At 48.0% G+C, this 16,421-nt stretch carries 20 protein-coding genes and 1 tRNA gene; 6 read left to right on the top strand and 15 right to left on the bottom strand.

Annotated elements, in window-relative coordinates; translation table 11 throughout:
- Positions 1–24: 24 nt before the first annotated feature.
- Together ACJJII_RS14210 and ACJJII_RS14205 are read right to left on the bottom strand one after the other, a co-directional pair.
- Positions 25–552 carry a MaoC family dehydratase gene (locus tag ACJJII_RS14210; protein WP_444896647.1) on the bottom strand — a complete coding sequence of 176 codons (528 nt, stop codon included), beginning with the start codon at positions 550–552 and terminating at the stop codon, positions 25–27.
- 56 nt (positions 553–608) lie between these two features.
- Entirely contained in the window at positions 609–1,460 is an 852-nt protein-coding gene (locus tag ACJJII_RS14205) for an HpcH/HpaI aldolase/citrate lyase family protein (RefSeq protein WP_444916642.1), read from the bottom strand.
- Between the two features lie 280 nt (positions 1,461–1,740).
- Here ACJJII_RS14205 and ACJJII_RS14200 point away from each other — a divergent pair, with 280 nt between their 5' ends.
- The gene (locus tag ACJJII_RS14200) at positions 1,741–2,940 is read left to right on the top strand and encodes a CaiB/BaiF CoA transferase family protein (protein ID WP_444916641.1); all 1,200 of its coding nucleotides are present in this window, start codon (positions 1,741–1,743) and stop codon (positions 2,938–2,940) included.
- A 5-nt stretch (positions 2,941–2,945) separates the two neighbouring features.
- On the opposite strand, the gene ACJJII_RS14195 is transcribed toward ACJJII_RS14200, so the two are convergent.
- The 8 genes from ACJJII_RS14195 to ccmA all read right to left on the bottom strand — a co-directional run bounded on the left by ACJJII_RS14195 (position 2,946) and on the right by ccmA (position 9,009).
- Complete coding sequence (locus ACJJII_RS14195) at positions 2,946–3,545, bottom strand: IMPACT family protein (RefSeq protein ID WP_444916640.1); 600 nt, start codon at positions 3,543–3,545, stop codon at positions 2,946–2,948.
- A complete protein-coding gene (locus tag ACJJII_RS14190) occupies positions 3,508–4,092 on the bottom strand; it encodes a DsbE family thiol:disulfide interchange protein (protein WP_444916639.1) in 585 nt (194 codons plus the stop codon). Before ACJJII_RS14190 ends, ACJJII_RS14195 begins: the two co-directional genes overlap by 38 nt.
- Positions 4,093–4,107: 15 nt before the next feature.
- Positions 4,108–6,099 (bottom strand): heme lyase CcmF/NrfE family subunit, encoded by a 1,992-nt coding sequence (locus tag ACJJII_RS14185; protein ID WP_444916638.1) that lies wholly within the window; start codon positions 6,097–6,099, stop codon positions 4,108–4,110.
- A complete protein-coding gene (locus tag ACJJII_RS14180; RefSeq protein ID WP_444916637.1) occupies positions 6,096–6,545 on the bottom strand; it encodes a cytochrome c maturation protein CcmE in 450 nt (149 codons plus the stop codon). Before ACJJII_RS14180 ends, ACJJII_RS14185 begins: the two co-directional genes overlap by 4 nt.
- Before the next feature lie 87 nt (positions 6,546–6,632).
- Entirely contained in the window at positions 6,633–6,875 is a 243-nt protein-coding gene (gene ccmD, locus ACJJII_RS14175; protein WP_413665105.1) for a heme exporter protein CcmD, read from the bottom strand.
- Between the two features lies 1 nt (position 6,876).
- Complete coding sequence (locus tag ACJJII_RS14170; protein ID WP_282933518.1) at positions 6,877–7,620, bottom strand: heme ABC transporter permease; 744 nt, start codon at positions 7,618–7,620, stop codon at positions 6,877–6,879.
- A 14-nt stretch (positions 7,621–7,634) separates the two neighbouring features.
- Positions 7,635–8,348 carry a heme exporter protein CcmB gene (gene ccmB / locus ACJJII_RS14165; protein WP_282933519.1) on the bottom strand — a complete coding sequence of 238 codons (714 nt, stop codon included), beginning with the start codon at positions 8,346–8,348 and terminating at the stop codon, positions 7,635–7,637.
- Positions 8,335–9,009, bottom strand: a complete 675-nt coding sequence (gene ccmA / locus ACJJII_RS14160; RefSeq protein ID WP_413665104.1) for a cytochrome c biogenesis heme-transporting ATPase CcmA — start codon at positions 9,007–9,009, stop codon at positions 8,335–8,337. Before ccmA ends, ccmB begins: the two co-directional genes overlap by 14 nt.
- A 298-nt stretch (positions 9,010–9,307) precedes the next feature.
- Between ccmA and ACJJII_RS14155 the strand changes: the two genes are divergently transcribed.
- A complete protein-coding gene (locus ACJJII_RS14155; RefSeq protein ID WP_413665103.1) occupies positions 9,308–10,000 on the top strand; it encodes a 2OG-Fe(II) oxygenase in 693 nt (230 codons plus the stop codon).
- Positions 10,001–10,339: 339 nt separating this feature from the next.
- Here ACJJII_RS14155 and ACJJII_RS14150 read toward each other — a convergent pair whose 3' ends face one another.
- Complete coding sequence (locus ACJJII_RS14150) at positions 10,340–10,519, bottom strand: PA3496 family putative envelope integrity protein (RefSeq protein ID WP_108735213.1); 180 nt, start codon at positions 10,517–10,519, stop codon at positions 10,340–10,342.
- A gap of 410 nt (positions 10,520–10,929) precedes the next feature.
- On the opposite strand from ACJJII_RS14150, the gene ACJJII_RS14145 reads away from it, so the two are divergent.
- A tRNA-Arg gene (locus ACJJII_RS14145) sits at positions 10,930–11,005 on the top strand.
- 301 nt (positions 11,006–11,306) lie between these two features.
- Here the strand turns inward: ACJJII_RS14145 and hdeA are convergent.
- The 4 genes from hdeA to ACJJII_RS14125 all read right to left on the bottom strand — a co-directional run bounded on the left by hdeA (position 11,307) and on the right by ACJJII_RS14125 (position 13,634).
- Positions 11,307–11,735, bottom strand: coding sequence for an acid-activated periplasmic chaperone HdeA (gene hdeA / locus ACJJII_RS14140; RefSeq protein ID WP_282933522.1), 429 nt, complete (start codon positions 11,733–11,735; stop codon positions 11,307–11,309).
- A gap of 2 nt (positions 11,736–11,737) precedes the next feature.
- Entirely contained in the window at positions 11,738–11,965 is a 228-nt protein-coding gene (locus ACJJII_RS14135; RefSeq protein ID WP_444916636.1) for a hypothetical protein, read from the bottom strand.
- A gap of 108 nt (positions 11,966–12,073) precedes the next feature.
- The gene (locus ACJJII_RS14130; RefSeq protein ID WP_444916635.1) at positions 12,074–12,754 is read right to left on the bottom strand and encodes a hypothetical protein; all 681 of its coding nucleotides are present in this window, start codon (positions 12,752–12,754) and stop codon (positions 12,074–12,076) included.
- A gap of 379 nt (positions 12,755–13,133) precedes the next feature.
- The gene (locus ACJJII_RS14125) at positions 13,134–13,634 is read right to left on the bottom strand and encodes an HNH endonuclease family protein (protein WP_444916634.1); all 501 of its coding nucleotides are present in this window, start codon (positions 13,632–13,634) and stop codon (positions 13,134–13,136) included.
- Positions 13,635–13,900: 266 nt separating this feature from the next.
- On the opposite strand from ACJJII_RS14125, the gene ACJJII_RS14120 reads away from it, so the two are divergent.
- The 3 genes from ACJJII_RS14120 to ACJJII_RS14110 all read left to right on the top strand — a co-directional run bounded on the left by ACJJII_RS14120 (position 13,901) and on the right by ACJJII_RS14110 (position 16,413).
- A complete protein-coding gene (locus tag ACJJII_RS14120; protein WP_444916633.1) occupies positions 13,901–14,155 on the top strand; it encodes a hypothetical protein in 255 nt (84 codons plus the stop codon).
- 793 nt (positions 14,156–14,948) lie between these two features.
- Positions 14,949–15,827: a CPBP family intramembrane glutamic endopeptidase gene (locus ACJJII_RS14115; RefSeq protein ID WP_444916632.1), complete on the top strand. Its 879-nt coding sequence runs from the start codon at positions 14,949–14,951 to the stop codon at positions 15,825–15,827.
- Between the two features lie 88 nt (positions 15,828–15,915).
- A complete protein-coding gene (locus ACJJII_RS14110; protein WP_444916631.1) occupies positions 15,916–16,413 on the top strand; it encodes a T6SS immunity protein Tdi1 domain-containing protein in 498 nt (165 codons plus the stop codon).
- Positions 16,414–16,421 lie beyond the last annotated feature (8 nt).

Below are 16,421 nucleotides of genomic sequence, written 5' to 3'. Positions count from 1 at the left end.
CACCTAAATATGGAAAATGGAAATTTAGTAGCCGTTCGCAGAGAAAGGCAGGTGATTGCGCTTGAAGATCAACATGTCACACTGCATTTCGCAAATAGTCTTCTTGTCTTGATTCTTTCCATATATAACAATTTCTACCAGCCCCGCGTCGTCATACTCACTACCTGCCTGGACTTCGAGAACCTTACTCTCAGAATACAAGGTATCACCGCCATAAGCGGGTGCCACCATGGAAATTTTTCTCCAACCAACAATTTTTTTCCGTCGATTGTAGGTCTTCCAGATCAAACCCATTAGCTGTTGAACCGCTAAAGTAGTATCGATTAACGGCTTACCGAATTCAGTTTGGGCGGTGTAACACTCATCAAAATGCAGCATGGCTTGATTTAAGGTCTTGATGCACTCTTCCTTATTATCGTGCTGGCTAATGGTAACGCCAGGCCTATGGTGAAAAACCTGCCCTACCTTAAAGTCTTCAAAATCGAGACCGTAACGCTCTCGATAGCGATTTTTACCGGTCTTTATATACGCAGGAAAATGATAGCGGGGCATAGAAACCTCTTGCCTTACCGTAAGGCTCCGGTGAGTTTGGCTCTGCTACAGTACGGTCACAATCCCTTCGAGGCCGCCACAGTTTTCAGTGCCCGCTCAACCACGGGCATATCCACCATCTGTCCATCAACTACAAGAACTCCACCATGATTCTCTTTATAAGCTTTCAGTACTCTCTGAGCATGAGAAAGCGCCTCACTAGATGGTGCCAACCCTTGGTGAATCGGTTTAATTTGCTTTGGATGGATGGCTATTTTTCCAGAAAACCCCAGGGCGGAGACCCTCTGTGTTTCCTCAGTTAGGCTTCTTTCATCATCCAGCTCCAAATAGGGGCCATCTACAGCATCAATGCCTGCAAATGCGGCAGCCTGAACCAGCCGCCCCCTGCCATATAAAAGTGCATCCCAGCTCATATCTGACCCCACTGTTGCACTGTAATCAGCCGCGCCAAAGGCCAGGCAAACCACCTCCTCTACCTGGGCAATACTCAACGCATTCTCCAAACCTTTTGGGGATTCAATCAGGGCTATTATTCGAATCGTTTTATGGGAGGGGGCCATAACCTGGCAAAAACCAATCACTTCTTCTGCTGATTGAACCTTGGGAAGGATCACAACATCTGGCAGTTGCGGCAGATCTAGCAGCATCAACATATCCTTGATGCCGCAGTCGCTGTCGAGCTGGTTGATTCTCAAGGCGCGCTGAGTGGGAACAATATCTTTTCCTGTAAAGAAATTGACCACCTGCTCCCTTGCAGTATCTTTATCTTCCAGGGAAACGGCATTTTCCAAATCCACACAGGCAATATCGGCTCCGCTGGCCATTGCTTTTTCATAGCGATCCGGCCGTGTCGCAGGGACAAACAGGACACTGCGAAAATACTTGCTTCTGTTAATGACACTACCCATCTAGCGGCGTCCTCTCAACAAATTGACAGATAGCCGGATATCCGTTCCCGGTCCCCTTCTCTACAACCGGATTCCAAGCCAATCCAGTAGCTCACCCAAAAGACTAGCAACTCTGTATTAAATCGCGACACTCACCTTCAGTGAGCCCTGCCTGTCAGAGGGTCACTAAAATACGGGTGACCGACTATTCCCAATATCTACCAGACAATCCCATCTAATTTACGACTCCTGCTCTATGCTGAGGAATACGGCGTATCTATATTTAGTGGATTATTCCGACATGTTACCTCTCTCAGGTTTTCGGATTGTGGCGGTGGAACAATATGGTGCAGGCCCTTTTGGCACCTTATATCTGGCAAATCTGGGAGCGGAAATCATCAAGGTCGAAGATATATCCCACGGGGGAGATGTAGGCCGTACCGTAGGCCCTTACTTCTTGGAAAATGAACCAGGGGATAACAGCAGCCTTTTTTTCCAGGCTTTCAATCACAACAAACGCAGCTTATCCCTCAACCTTTCCTCTTCACAAGGGCAGGAAATCTTGCACAAATTAATTCTTAGTGCAGATGCACTGACCGACAATCTACGGGGAGACGTACCGGGCAAGCTGGGTATTACTTACAAAACACTGGGAAAGCTGAACCCCAAAATCGTTTGCGCCCACTTGACTGCCTACGGCCGTAGTGGCGATAGGGCCAAGTGGCCGGGATATGATTACCCCGTGCAGGCAGAGGCAGGCTATTTCAAGCTAACTGGTGAACCTGACAGTCCACCTACCCGGTGCGGCCTGTCCCTGGTGGATTTATCCACCGGGGTGGCTCTCGCGCTGGCCGTTGTTTCTGGTGTACTTAATGCCAGGGAAACTGGCAAGGGGCGAGATATCGATGTCAGCCTTTTTGATAACGCTTTATATAATTTAAGTTATGTGGCCATGTGGCAGTTAAATGCGGGGCACAATCAAAAGCGGGTGCCGCGATCAGCACACTTTTCCCTAAGCCCTTGTCAACTTTATAAGACAAAGGACGACTGGATTTACCTGATGTGCAATAAGGAAAAGTTCTGGAAATCCCTGTGTCAATGTATTGAACATCCGGAATTAGCTGACGCACCCAAGTTTGTAAATTTCAGGGAGCGCAGGAAAAACCAATCGGAGTTAACCGAAATACTGGATGAGATACTGTCAAAAAAAGATACCGTAGAGTGGCTAAAAATTTTAGCTGGTCAGGTGCCAGCCGCACCGGTATATGACGTTGAGCAGGCGCTAACAAACCCCTTTGTTTCCGATACCGACCGCATCCAAACAATACCCGGTGATCACGGCAAGGATATTAAAATACTGGCACCGTCAATTCGCTGTGATGGAGAGATGGTTAATTTCAAGCGGGCACCTACCCTGGGAGAAGACACCAAGGATATCCTGGCTGAGCTTGGCTATTCCGGGGCTGAGATAGCCAAGCTCGCCAAATACGGCATCATTTGAAAGAACTATTGATCATCGAGAACCTGAAAATTCTCTGCCAATAATTGTGTCTGCAATTGTGACCACTGATCCTCAGGAAGTGAAACTGGCACAGTGACGTTACTGACATATTCCGCCTGCCCACAATTCCCCAGGTGACGCCCCACCAAAAAGCGCAGGCGAGCTTCCTGGGCAAAATCACAGCAAACCGAAACATGCATTAGGGGAACAAAGGGCTGCAACGGAATATCTTGCAGCGCGGCACCTACCGCACCGCGATAGGCGCGCATCAAGCCACCCACCCCAAGCTTGGTACCACCAAAATAGCGGGTCACTATAGCGCCCACATTGCCGACACCCTGTTTCAGCAGCAATTCCAGCATTGGTCGCCCCGCGCTACCACCGGGCTCGCCGTCGTCATCTGCTTGCATTACTTCCGGGTTGGAAGGGTTGCCGATCACCAACGCGGTACAGTGGTGGCTTGCATCGGGATATTGAGCGCGGACAGTATCCAGCTGTTGCTGAAAAGCCGCCTTATTCTCTACTGGCCCCAGCCAACAAATAAAACGGCTCTTCTTTTCTTCTGTCTCACTGACAACGGGAGATGAGGGAATCTGATAACTCACCGACAATATCGTCCCAGCGCTGGTTTTTTAATTTTTCATACAAAGGCTGGAGCTTGGTCTGCCAGACCTTATTGTCGACAACGCCAACGTGCTTGCACCGAATAGTCCCCTCGGAATCCACCAGGAAAGTTTCCGGCGCACCGAAAACACCCAGATCCAGAGCCAAACGGCCATCTCTATCGGCGAGGCTATACAAATAGGGATTGTGGAATTTCTCCAACCACTTGATTGCTGCCTCATCCTCATCTTTGAGGTTAACGCCAACGATCGGCACACCCTGCTCAGCCAGAGCATTCAAATAGGGGTGCTCTACCCGGCAAGCTACACACCAAGTGGCCCACACATTCATCAAATGCGAGCCATTGGGAAGATCTTTCTTCTCTACAATTTGGCTGTTATCCGCCACTTTTTGCAAAGAGAATTCCGGCACAGGTTTATTCAGCAGGGCCGATGGCATTTCCTGTGGATTCAGGTAGAGGCCCCGCCAAAATAACAGGGCCAGCACGACAAATATTACCAGGGGCAAAAAGAGTTTGAGTCTAGACATTATCCTTTCCAACTATTACGCCGTAGCAACATTGCCTGTAACTTCTACATCTACAGGTTTAGCGGCTTTCGCTTTGCGATAGCGCTTATCCGCTACAGCAATAGCTCCACCAATCGCCATCAAAAGCGAACCCAGCCAAATCCACACCACAAAGGCTTTGTACTGAAGTCGCACAGCCCAATCACCGCTTGGGTTAGACCTGTCCATCGGCTCACCGAGGGCCACATAAATATCGCGGAAGAATCCAGTATCGATCGCTGCCTCTGTCATGGTGTTGCCACCAGACAGGTAATTGCGTTTCTGGGGATGCAGCTCTGCAACCGGCTTCCCGTCCTTGCTGACATGCAGTACACCTTCAAAGGCTCGGTAATTAGGCCCCTGAACCATACGAACACCGTCAAATTTGAAGTCGTAACCGGAAACCTGGAAACTGTCCCCAGCACCCATACGCACATCTTCCTCAATGCTGTAAACGGTAGTTAGTACTACCCCCAACACCGAAACTGCCAGGCCGATATGTGCGATATGCATACCGTAGTAACTGGCTCTCTGGCGCTTAAGGCCGGCAAAGAATGAGCTGGAGTTGCGGGTTTTAGCCACGATATCAGCGATGCTGGAAGCAAAGACCCAGATACCAATAAAGATTCCGAGCGCCGCTCCCCAGTGGAAGTCTCCCAGGGCCAGGGTCCACAGCAACGCAACTACCAACGAAGCGACAAATGGCAAACGCCATGCGCTCAGCAGTTTGTCCCAGCGGCTGTCTTTCCAGTTGGCGCGCACGCCCATACCCACCAACAGGCAGAGAACAACCATCAGTGGCACGAAGAAAAGATTAAAGAAGGGCGGACCCACACTCACCTTGCCCCAGTTCATGGCGTCGGCCAGAAGCGGGTAAAGAGTACCGGTCAAAACCATGCCCATAATCAGCATCAACAGGATGTTATTGCCAAGCAGGAAGGTTTCCAAAGAGCGGAAAGAGAAAACACTGCGAGCGCTGACTGTCGGTGCGCGCAGGGCAAATAACAGCAGCGAAGTGCCGACAATTACAGCCAGGAAGCCCAGAATAAAGCTGCCTCGCAGTGGGTCAGTAGCAAATGCATGCACCGAGGTAATCACCCCTGAGCGCACCAGGAAGGTGCCGAGCAGGCTGAGACTGAAAGCGAAAATCGCCAGCAGGATAGTCCAGCTCTTAAACAGCCCACGCTTCTCAGTTACCGCCAAGGAGTGCATCAAGGCAGTCCCTACCAACCAAGGCATCAGGGATGCATTCTCAACCGGGTCCCAGAACCACCAGCCACCCCAGCCCAGCTCGTAATAAGCCCACCAGCTACCCAGGGCAATACCCAAGGTCAGGAAGCCCCAAGCCACAGCCGTCCAGGGTCTTGCCCAACGGGCCCACACCGCATCCAGCTGTCCACCGAGCAATGCCGCAATAGCAAAAGCAAAGGCTACTGAGAAACCCACATACCCCATATAAAGCAAGGGCGGATGGAAAATCATACCCGGGTCCTGCAACAGCGGGTTCAGGTCAGAACCTTCCATCGGCGGGAATGGCAGGGTGCGATCAAATGGGTTGGAGGTAAATAGAATAAACAGGAAAAACCCGATCAGTACAAAACCGAGTACGGATAAAACCCGCGCGGAAAGCTCTGGGGGCAGCTGCTTACCAAACAGCGCTACTGCCGCAGCCCAACCAGCCTGAATCAAAAGCCACAACAGAATGGAGCCCTCATGCCCACCCCATACAGCGGTAACTTTGTAATAAACCGGCAGGATACTGTTGGAGTTCTGTGCTACGTAATTAACCGTGAAATCACTTTGCACAAAAGAAGTGGTCAGGCAGGCAAAAGCGATCAGAACGAACGCAAAAATACCCAGAGCCAGCGGACGCCCCGCATCCATCCACACAGGGCGCGATGAATAGCTACCGGCCATCGGCACTGTTGCGAGAGCAACCGAAAGCAGCAAGCCGACAATTAACGCAAAATGGCCCAGCTCAGGGATCATATTTTCGCTCCATCGGAACAACCTTCATGGGAAACCATGGTGTCGGCTACTTCAGGTGGCGTATAAGTTTCATCGTGCTTGGCCAGAACCTGGTCCGCACGCAGAACACCGCTTGGCATCAACTGGCCGGTAATCACTGCTGCTTCGCCTTCGGCAAATAGATCCGGCAGGATTTTGTCAAAGACTACGGAGAGTTGAGCCTCGCCATCAGTAATCACAAACTGGACTTCCAGGCTATCAGTAGCTCGCTGCACACTGCCCGGGACAACACAGCCTCCCGCGCGAATCCGCTTTTCCACCGGGACTTCACCCGCTGCAAAGGCCTTGGGGGCATAGAAATAATCGATATTGCCGCGCATCGCATAGGCTACAAAACCTACTGCTGCACTGGACAATACCACCAGGACAAGTACGAGTATCAGGCGTTGCTTGCGTACAGGGTGCATTGTCTAAGTCCTACTCCATAACTATTTAATTCTGTTGCGCCGATAGGTTCTCCATCGCCCTATCCGCTGGAACCCAGCAAATTGAAATTAAGCCGGTTCCTCTACTGTTTCTTTCTTTGTGGTTACTGTGCGCTCACTCACTGCCTGGCGGCGGCGCTGGGCAATTTTCTGCTGTCGCACCAGCTCTGCCTTCAGGCCACGGCGGGCAATGTAAGGGTAGAGAGCCATCCCCGCGAGACTCAGGAAAGTCACCGCGTAGGACACCCACACAAATACACCGTGGCCGTCCATCGTTAGGAAATCAGCCAGGTTGGCAAATTGAAACTCCACTTTATCGACCTCCCGCCAGTTCTTCCTGTACCCACTTGGTGCGCATCTCGCGCTTGAGCAGCAGAGTGCGGGTGTGAGTCAGCAGGGTCCAGGCATACATACAGTAGAAACCGATAATCATGGTCAGCAGAGGGTAGAACATACTCGGATCAATACTGCTGGATTCGGTCAGGCGAATGGTCGCGGGCTGGTGCAAGGTAAACCACCAGTCTACGGACTTGTAAATAATCGGGATATTCACGGTGCCCACCAGGGCCAGCAACGCAGAAGCTTTGTCGGCGACTTGCTCCCGGTTCACTGCGTGGGTAAGTGCCATAACGCCGACATAGAGAAACAGGAGTATCAGCATTGAAGTAATGCGGGCATCCCATACCCAGTAAGCACCCCAGGTAGGTTTACCCCACACAGCACCGGTAAATAGCGAAACAAAGGTCAATACCGCACCGATCGGCGCGGCAGCGCGCATCACGGCAAAGGAGAGCTTCATCTTCCAGATCAAGCCGATAGCACCGCTGATCGCCATAATGTAGTAACCGGCCAGGGCCAGGAAGGCGGCGGGTACATGGATAAAGATAATGCGGTAACTATTGCCCTGCTTGGCATCTTCTGGGGCAAAACCCAGGCCCCAAACACTGCCTACAGCGAGCAATACAACACTAGCCAGCGCCAGCCATGGCAGCCAGGCTTCAGTTTTTTGATAGAACCAGCGGGGCGAACCCAGGCGGTGAAACCATTGCCAAGCCAAGAAAGACCTCCAAATCAATTATCCAGGCTAATACGTATTGCACCCGCAGCAGCGAGTGGCGCCAGTGCCGCAGCAGCCGCTAGGAGTGCTGCCAATATCGCCAGTTGGGCGCTGTAGGCATAGCCATCAATTGCCGCCTGTACTGCGCCGGTGCCGAAGATTAGCACGGGCACATACAGCGGCATAACAATTAGTGCCAAGAGCAAACCGGGGCGGCGCAAGGCAACAGTGAGTGCAGCACCAATGGCCCCGATCAAACTCAAACTTGCAGTTCCCAGCAATAGGGAAACCAGCAAACAAACATAACCATCCACGGGCAGATTCAGCATTAAGGCGAGCAGCGGCGACAGCAATGCCAGCGGCAAGCCTGTGGCAATCCAGTGCACCAGGGATTTTGCAAGAACCGCAAAGTAAAGCGGTTGTGGTAACAGGGTGAGCTGCTCCAGGGTGCCATCTTCGAAATCACCTTTAAAAAGGCTTTCCTGGGATAGCATGGTGGACAGTAGGGCCATTACCCAGATCATGCCCGGAGCCATCTTTGCCAGAAGTTCGGGCTCAGGTCCTACCCCTAACGGCAAAAGTGCTAAAACCGTCACAAAAAATAATAAGGGGTTGGCAATATCTGCTCGTTTTCTCAACGCCAAGAGCATTTCAATCCGGAACAGCGCCATAAAACCGGGGCCACTGCGCACTTCGCTCACCGGCGTTTGGACATCAACTGTCGACATGCTCTCCCCCAAAATCCTCAAAAGGCTCAGAGACTGAATAGTCAGACAAATTAACCTCACTGAGTCCGGCTAATGACAGAGGTTGGTGTGAGGTCAGCAGAATTGAACCACCGCTATAAAGATGGACCGCCATTTGCTCTTCCAAAGCAGCAACGCCCACAACGTCGAGGGCGGTCAGTGGCTCATCGAGTATCCACAATCGAGGGGAATCAGGTAGAAATAATCGCGCTAGGGCAACCCGGCGATTCTGGCCGGCGGAAAGGGAGTGACACAAGCTATCCTCAAAGCCGGTCAGGTCGACTTTATCGAGCGCATTGAGCGCGTCCTCATGGTCAGCACCATACCAGGTGAGGTTTTCCAGTGGAGTCAGGCCACTGCGCACTCCGCCCCTGTGCCCGATATATAGTAAGGACTCACGCATCGCCGAGAGCGATTGCGGGTAGGCGGTATCACACCAAAGGATCTCTCCAGTGAAATCACTGCTACTGCCAATCAAAGTGCGTAGCAAGGTCGTTTTACCCGCGCCATTACTACCTTTGATTTGAATTGCAGCGCCGGCTTGAAGAGAAAACTGAAGGCCCTCAAACAAGCGCCGACCATCCCTTTCGCAGGCGAGATCTCTCACTTGCAGCACAACTTGGGACTTAGGGGTCACAGACATTCCAGGATAAAACCGCTCTGACAAATCTGAACGGCATTATACCGGCACCAGCGCTAATTGCATTGTCTCAGCGAGCAACATTTTAGCAACCCTTGATCTTTCGCAAGAATGCCCACTGATTCACACTGAAAAGCGCTATTTAAATTGGCACTGAATTATAGTTTTGGTATTTTCACACCGTCGTGAGATTCAGTACCTGTTTCTCGCTGTACCCTCAAGGAAGTGGGTAATCTCAGAAGTCGACATAAAGCTGGACCCCCAAAAGGGCCAATTCTTCTGCTCGTAAGGATGCGTGTCTATGAACAATCTCGCCACCCATATCGATCCCTGGCTCGACGCTACTACTTTAATTGGCCAAGAAAGCCAGATTCACCAACAGCCATTTCCTTTCTTCGTTGCCAAGAACTTGCTGGCCGAGAACCTGATGGCATCCTTTATCAAAGACTTCCCAAAGCTTAAAGGGGCCGGCTACCTTCCCTACGATAGAAGCAGTTGTGGCACCACAATAAATGAACTGATTGAACAGTTTAGGGCTCCGGAATTTGCCGATGCTATTGGCAACAACCTGGGTATTGAGAATCTTTCTCAATATCCAACCTATGTTTCCATTAGCCGTACACTCAAGAAACGCCACGGCCGCATCCATACCGACGGACAGTCAAAAATTGCTACCGCCCTGCTCTACCTGAACCCGGAGTGGTCCCTAGACGGCACAGGCTGCCTGCGCTTCTTAAAAAGCGGCGATAACTTTGAAGATACCGCAGCCCCGGAGGTAAAACCTTCATACGGTACCCTGGCCGCATTTAAGCGAGCCGATAACTCGTTCCACGGACACTTGCCTTTCGAGGGTAAAAGATTGGTTATCCAGGTAGCCTGGTTAGTCAGCGATGCTGACAAAAACAGAAAGGCCAAGCGCGGCAAATTAGCTTCAAAACTCAAGCGTCTGCTGGGTTGGTTTGGAGGCAACTCTGCAGCCACACAAAATATGTAGCTACAGCCAACTCAATACCTACGATAGAGCCCGCATCCCTTACGGGCTCTGTACCTACACACCTTCTTCCCTATCTCCATAGCACCCATTGCGAAAATAATAAACCTAACAACTTTAATTAGTGGAAAATACAATACGGGGAAACATAGCCCAACGATTTAAAAGCACAGAGAAGAGCCAGGGAAAAATAGAGGTGACTTGGGCAGGAAAGGCAAATTTTCAATAAAATCTATTAACTACGCAGAGTACAGTTTAAGCAATCCTATTTTTAGATTACTTTTATTTATTATCTGCACCCTGCATAGCTGGCTGTAGCCGTTAAAGTTTCAGCATATTTCGTTAGTCGAAATCATAGTCCATTAATTCACGCCTTAAACGCTTTTCCTCCAATTTGTCTTCTACCATTCGACGTGCGTCGCGTGGTGGCTGAGAGGTAGCTTCCTTCAGCACTTCAGTTGCAATTTGTGGAATACCCACATTATCAAAATCTAGGCGTCTTTCGTTAACGTGGCCGCTCATACGAAACTCCATAATCTTGATTAGAGAAAGCAGAAATATCCTTATCGCACCAAGGGTGCAATTGCAGGTTATCCAGCTCAATCAATCGTGGTCAAGCAATAATTTATCAAGTGGAAATACGGCTTTTACGTCAAAACTTTCCAGCTGATCCCCGAACAAAGCTATCCGCAAAAACCGCCATTTCGAAGTCAAAGTAGCGAAGAAAAAAGACAGATTTATGAAGGTTTTTCGAAAATTTTAAGAAAAGGGAACGACGGGAATAGCAGTAACCGAGTGGCGCCAATGTTACCCTCAGTGACACAGCAACTTGGTACGATTTGATGGAAGGTGAGTTAATGGTGAAAAGCATGACATGACACAGGGCTTTCCACAGGCTAGAATAGCGCCGCTCTTCAGCAGTGCTGACACCCGCCCCCGTCGGTTAACAGGATAAACCACGGACCTCCTAAGTCCGGACTGGTGGTTCGAGTCCACCCGGGGGCGCCATACATATCAAGGCAAATTAGCAAACGACTGCCTTTGCCGAATGCATAAACAACGCCAGGAATAACCCAGCCAACAGCACCCCACCCCAGAAGAGCCTGGTAGAACGGCTAATTGTTCTCCCGCGCCTGGCTTCGTTTCTTACAGTCTTTCCCATATCACAAATCCATTTGCCTACTTTTCGTCCATTCACCATAAATACTAACCGAAACCATTTCGCTGGTGAATCTCCATCTCAGGATAGACAAAGCCCGGCACAAGCCGGGCCCAGAACAATAGCAATGCAAGTATTGACGAACAGCGCCTACTGGTTAGTCCCGTTTGTGCCACTGCCACCATTACTATTGTTCATCTGAGTGCCATCCTGCATTTTTTTCTGCATTTTCATCATCTGCTTTTCAGCTTTGTCCTTCTTGTGGTGCATCCCCACCTTGTGCCACTCATCTTTGAACTTAGCCCAGAAAGATTCTTTTGGCGCTTTGGTGCAGGCGGTAATCACCATCGGCGTCACTTTTTCTGTGCCTTCAATATCCAGCATATCCCCCTCTTCCGTGCCTTTCTTGGCGTAGGCGGCAGCCCAATAAACTGCTTTAGGTTTAAACTCATCGTCGATAGCCAGGAAATCCGCACAGGTCCAGTCTTTCGCCGGCTTCTTGGGATGGTTATCCGCGAAGGCAGCAGAAGCAGCAAGACTGGCAATTACCAAAGGAAGAATGAACTGCTTACTTTTCACAATTAGATCTCCAAAATATCCAGGGTTATCACCCCGTGAATCAATTGCAGGTAATGTGCAATCCGCTCGCTACCCACGGGCCGGGGAGGACTGGCCGGCAAGTCACTAAAATGACTGCGACAAACAGCGAGGCAAAGAGTAGCCCCGGATTCACCAGCCTTACGACAGCGGAAACGCAAGCCAAGACACTGAATCAACGAATGCTTGGCCCATTGAAAGGATAGACGCATTTTTCATTTTTTGGGAAAAATCAAAAACACTTTCTTACCCTCTTGCATACAAACTTTATTGTTCTGACACATTCCATGTGAAGAAGCAGGCTTTACCTATATACACCTTTAGCTATTAGCGCTCGAAATAGAGTTTGCTGCCTCCCATTTTTGACTGTGCCTACCCAGCCTTAGCAAAGAGAAACCTAACCAAATAAACCAGACTATTTGGGAAATTCCGAATATTTCTGCAAAGATATCATCCGGATAGATGGTCGCAATTCCCGCCACTCCCACTAACATTCCGATAAAGTTTAATGGCCGGGAAAAAAGTCCAATTTGCAATGCAGCAATGCTAATTAGCAGAACCCAAAGTCCCCCCACCAACTCATTGCCACCACCAAGACTCTCAACCATCAAGTATATTATTCCCCAGGTATCGAAAGCCTGCTGAACACTGACCTCCATAAGCCCCAAAGCATAGGCGAGCCCTATATTTGCGATCATGCCGCTCGCTATGACAAGGCCCACCCAGACTGCTCCGAACAAGGATGCCAATGCAGCTATCTCCCTCCTCTTACTTTTTAGCTTTTCATATAAGCTAACTACCACACAGCCCAGAAAGATCGCAAAGACCAAGTACATAAGGGTATAGGCAATATTAAAAATCAGTTGATTTTCTGCCAAGAACGTCATTTTTTCTATGGGACTCCCAGCCGATGGAAAAGACCAAAAAGCACCAAAGAATACAAACGCACTAATATAAATTAACCCCATGCCAAACGCCGAGATACCAGCAACTCTATCCATAGCTCTCCCCTATCATCTTTGAACTCAATTCAATGCCTGTAAATATCACTTTAATTATGTAACCCAAGGAAGCCAAATTCGTAACACCCCACCCTATCTAAGCAGCAAGTAATCGCAGAAATGAATATTCAGCAAGAGAAGAAAGTCACAGTGCTTTAACCGAAATGTACATTAATGCCATTTCTGACTAGCGTTCATACCAGGACCTGTTGGTTAGGTGGATAGCTAAATATCACTATTGCCAATTAAGCCGAAGGAGATAATAGGATGGGGAACAAGGAGTGAAGGATCTAAATAATCCGGAGATCAGCGATTTCCATCAGGAGCCGATTTACTTAAAAATCAGCTCACTGTCAGCTCTAACGGTAGAGTGTCGTATTCAGTCACCAAGCCGATACTTACGGGCCACAACCTCAAACTGACGAATATAAATGGCTTGGGCTGGCTTATAGGGCGGCAGCCACTGATCGGGCCCTTTATCTCCCTTACTGCGATTGTGGCCATCATCAACCAGCCACAAATTTGCAGGGTCTTCTGCAAAAGCTCTGCGCTGCTCCCGGCTCCAGCTAGCACCACCGTACTTATGAGCCCAAGATAACGGTACTATATGCTCCACATCCAGGTCCGAAGCTTTTTCAAAAAACTGTCCCGTATAGGGATCCATCCACAGACCTGTAACCACTGTACAGCTCTTCTCATTGCTGAAGGCAACAGGAGCCAAAGAGAGACGGATCAATAGCTCCTGGCGAGTATTCTGGCAATCACCATCGACATCAGACCACCGTGGCAACCACTCATTGCGATCATAAGATTGAGGGGTTACTTCATAACACCCGCTGAGGGTCAACATGGATACTATTAATAAAGACTTGAGTCGCATAAAACTAAACTGCGGCTAATTACTGCTGGGGGAGCATTTTGATTGTAGTTTAAGGGCGCGTCAACAAGCACTTTTCTTAACACAAAATTTATTCGAGGATATAAGTAATAATCGAACCTGACAGAGATACGGGTTATTTAGCATGTGCAAACCTGTAGTAGTAAAAATATACAAATAGCGACAATTTATCGATACTGTATATACTTAAACCAACAAAATTCGTTAGCAGAACAATTCAATACATCTCAACAACAATAGGGAAATGCATGAAAACAATAACAACTTTAATCGTAGGATTTTTCCTTGGGGTAGGTTCCACTACCACCTTCCTTAGCTTTCGAGATTCCGGTACATCTGAAGTCTGGACTTTAACAAAATCGCTACAGACTAACGAAGGCATGATAATCCCAAGTGGTACACATTTTATAGTACATAAATACATGCCTGAAGGCTATGTATCCCTAGATCTTAACGTGAATGTAGAAGGAGTGATTCTAAAAAATTTTCACAAAAAAATATAAATAAAAATCACTTCAGATCTCCTGTGTGGGTTGAAGAAGCAGTAAACAATTGAATCAGTATCAGCCAAAGGGAAACTGTGGCGTACCATATAATATCTTTATATCAAAGCCTAAAAATACTCCAACAAAGACTTATATAATTCAGTTTCAATAGAAGACCCTACGTGAGAAGCGAAGTAGAATGAGTGATATTGAAAAAATCATAGAATTTGTTATCGAAATTGAGAAGCTTAAAGCTGTCCTGAGGCAAACAAAGCCAGTCGGTATAAATCGTTACGAGAACTCAGCAGAGCATAGCTGGTAGGATATATATTCTCATTCAAAAGTTGACTTCCACATGAAAAATAATACCTACCCAGTAAGCGGTTGTTAACAAAGACACTTCGAGCTGCGCCTCGAACTACCAAACAAAATAGGCCTACCTAAAGCTAGACTCTTTAAACCTACAAAGATTGATCAATATCTCTAGATATCTCACAAAGGATACCGTTAATCGAATCTACAAAAAGATGCAATGTGTCGTCTGGTAGACTTAAAGCAGCCAAGCCAAATAAAAGGTCAATAGGTATGAGTTCGAAAAGCAGTTAATAAGCTATTCCTTCTACATTTAGAATAGATAATTTAGAGAGTGTAAAATTCACCTAGCCTCAATAACCGTACTCTGCAGGGCAACCTTCAAAACCTTACGCCTCTTGTAATCCCCACTCATTAACAGTACAAGAAACATCCTATTTCGCACATAGACATACTACAGATTAGCCATTTTCAAGATAACACGGAGTTAACGATCTAGATGAAAGAATCGCTGAGTTCGCTCAAAATTATCGCTGTTTTTTTAATTCTCACAGCGAGCCTCTACCCTATCGGATACTGGCTAATTTTTCACATGGAAAGCGCAGTACCCTTAATGTTTTCTGTTGGGCTTGCCACGGTCATAACATGCTTGATATTTAAGAAGAGCCTGAGCCCCTTAGGATGGTCTTGGGGAAGCTGGAAATATCAGTGGTTAAGCTATTTGGTACCCTTGGGCTATGTAGCAGCTGCCTACCTCATTATGTGGATCTTAGGTTTCGGGGAGTGGTATAACTCAGAATACGTTACGGCACTAAGAGAAGGATATAAAGTAGATGGCTGGAGTGATACCAGTGTAATCATCTTTAGATTCTTAATTACTGCAAGTATCAGCTTTTTATTGATACTGCCTGGAGTTTTAGGAGAGGAGATTGGATGGCGTGGATTGCTTGTACCTGAGCTCTCAAAGCTTATGTCCTTCTCAGGGATCGCACTAACCTCTGGGTTTATATGGGCCGCCTGGCATTGGCCCATGATGGTAGCAGGTGTCTACGGGAATGAAACAGCCCCTCTCAGCTATCAGTTGTTTTTCTTTACGCTAGGCTTAATGTCAATGTCAGTCATCATGACTTACGTAAGATTAAAGACTAACAGTGTTTGGCCTGCCGTTATTTTCCACATGAGCCACAATGCATTTATTCAAAAATTCTTCAATCCATTGACCCTACAAAGCACAGATTCAGGTTGGTATCTCAATGAATTTGGTATGGTTTTACCTGTAGTTATTTTTTGTATCAGCATTTATTTCTGGAGAAAGGGCCAACAAGAGTTCGGCTCCGCTCAATCTGCAAGCGAACTGCTGTCTCCACAAAAATCTTGACGTAGCGCCATGGATGTGTGACAGAGGCTTGGATTAAGAACAATCATGAGTTTTGGGCAATTTTACCGCAGGCATATAGAAATACATTATGGATAATGAAGTAGATATTTTTGCTCCAGTTACTGATCTAGGAAAAAGAGATGCCCTTGAATGCTGGAGATGGCTAGTTGGCAAAAAGGCCTCCATGTGTCTTCTGACCTCCATGGGGGATTTATTCTTCAAAAGGAAGGAAGGCCTACTGAACAAGGAACGTGTCTATTTCCTAGATACTGGCACAGGAGAAATGGAACTTGCCGCTAAATCCTGGAATGCATTCCGAGAGATGATGGCAGCAATGAAAGATATTCCGGGCCACTGGTTTAAATATAGATTATTACTTGAGTTAGTGGAGCAACCATTAACTCAAGGTTGTTGCTATTCACCAATCCAACCACCGATAATGGGCGGGGAGTACATTACAGAAAATTATCAATCTATATCTTGGGAAGTTCATTTGGATCTGCTTGGGCAGATATATGAACAGCTTAATGGCCTTCCCCCAGGAACACCAATAGCTAGTGTAAGCTTAAAAATTGAAGAAGATTAAGAGGCCAC

The sequence above is a fragment of the Microbulbifer maximicatervae (SeqCode) genome, from assembly GCF_052467825.1.
The sequence above is the reverse complement of the archived record's forward strand: the minus strand, read 5'-3'. Positions and strand labels throughout refer to the sequence as shown.

Coding starts and splice junctions, on each gene's coding strand:
- ACJJII_RS14110 (WP_444916631.1), top strand. CDS start 15,916: ATGGATAATGAAGTAGATATTTTTGCTCCAGTTACTGATCTAGGAAAA.
- ccmA (WP_413665104.1), bottom strand. CDS start 9,009: ATGTCTGTGACCCCTAAGTCCCAAGTTGTGCTGCAAGTGAGAGATCTC.
- ACJJII_RS14205 (WP_444916642.1), bottom strand. CDS start 1,460: ATGGGTAGTGTCATTAACAGAAGCAAGTATTTTCGCAGTGTCCTGTTT.
- ACJJII_RS14135 (WP_444916636.1), bottom strand. CDS start 11,965: ATGCGTCTATCCTTTCAATGGGCCAAGCATTCGTTGATTCAGTGTCTT.
- ACJJII_RS14210 (WP_444896647.1), bottom strand. CDS start 552: ATGCCCCGCTATCATTTTCCTGCGTATATAAAGACCGGTAAAAATCGC.
- ACJJII_RS14155 (WP_413665103.1), top strand. CDS start 9,308: ATGAACAATCTCGCCACCCATATCGATCCCTGGCTCGACGCTACTACT.
- ACJJII_RS14120 (WP_444916633.1), top strand. CDS start 13,901: ATGAAAACAATAACAACTTTAATCGTAGGATTTTTCCTTGGGGTAGGT.
- ACJJII_RS14130 (WP_444916635.1), bottom strand. CDS start 12,754: ATGGATAGAGTTGCTGGTATCTCGGCGTTTGGCATGGGGTTAATTTAT.
- ACJJII_RS14200 (WP_444916641.1), top strand. CDS start 1,741: ATGTTACCTCTCTCAGGTTTTCGGATTGTGGCGGTGGAACAATATGGT.
- ACJJII_RS14180 (WP_444916637.1), bottom strand. CDS start 6,545: ATGCACCCTGTACGCAAGCAACGCCTGATACTCGTACTTGTCCTGGTG.
- ACJJII_RS14185 (WP_444916638.1), bottom strand. CDS start 6,099: ATGATCCCTGAGCTGGGCCATTTTGCGTTAATTGTCGGCTTGCTGCTT.
- ACJJII_RS14125 (WP_444916634.1), bottom strand. CDS start 13,634: ATGCGACTCAAGTCTTTATTAATAGTATCCATGTTGACCCTCAGCGGG.
- ccmB (WP_282933519.1), bottom strand. CDS start 8,348: ATGTCGACAGTTGATGTCCAAACGCCGGTGAGCGAAGTGCGCAGTGGC.
- ACJJII_RS14150 (WP_108735213.1), bottom strand. CDS start 10,519: ATGAGCGGCCACGTTAACGAAAGACGCCTAGATTTTGATAATGTGGGT.
- ACJJII_RS14190 (WP_444916639.1), bottom strand. CDS start 4,092: ATGTCTAGACTCAAACTCTTTTTGCCCCTGGTAATATTTGTCGTGCTG.
- ACJJII_RS14115 (WP_444916632.1), top strand. CDS start 14,949: ATGAAAGAATCGCTGAGTTCGCTCAAAATTATCGCTGTTTTTTTAATT.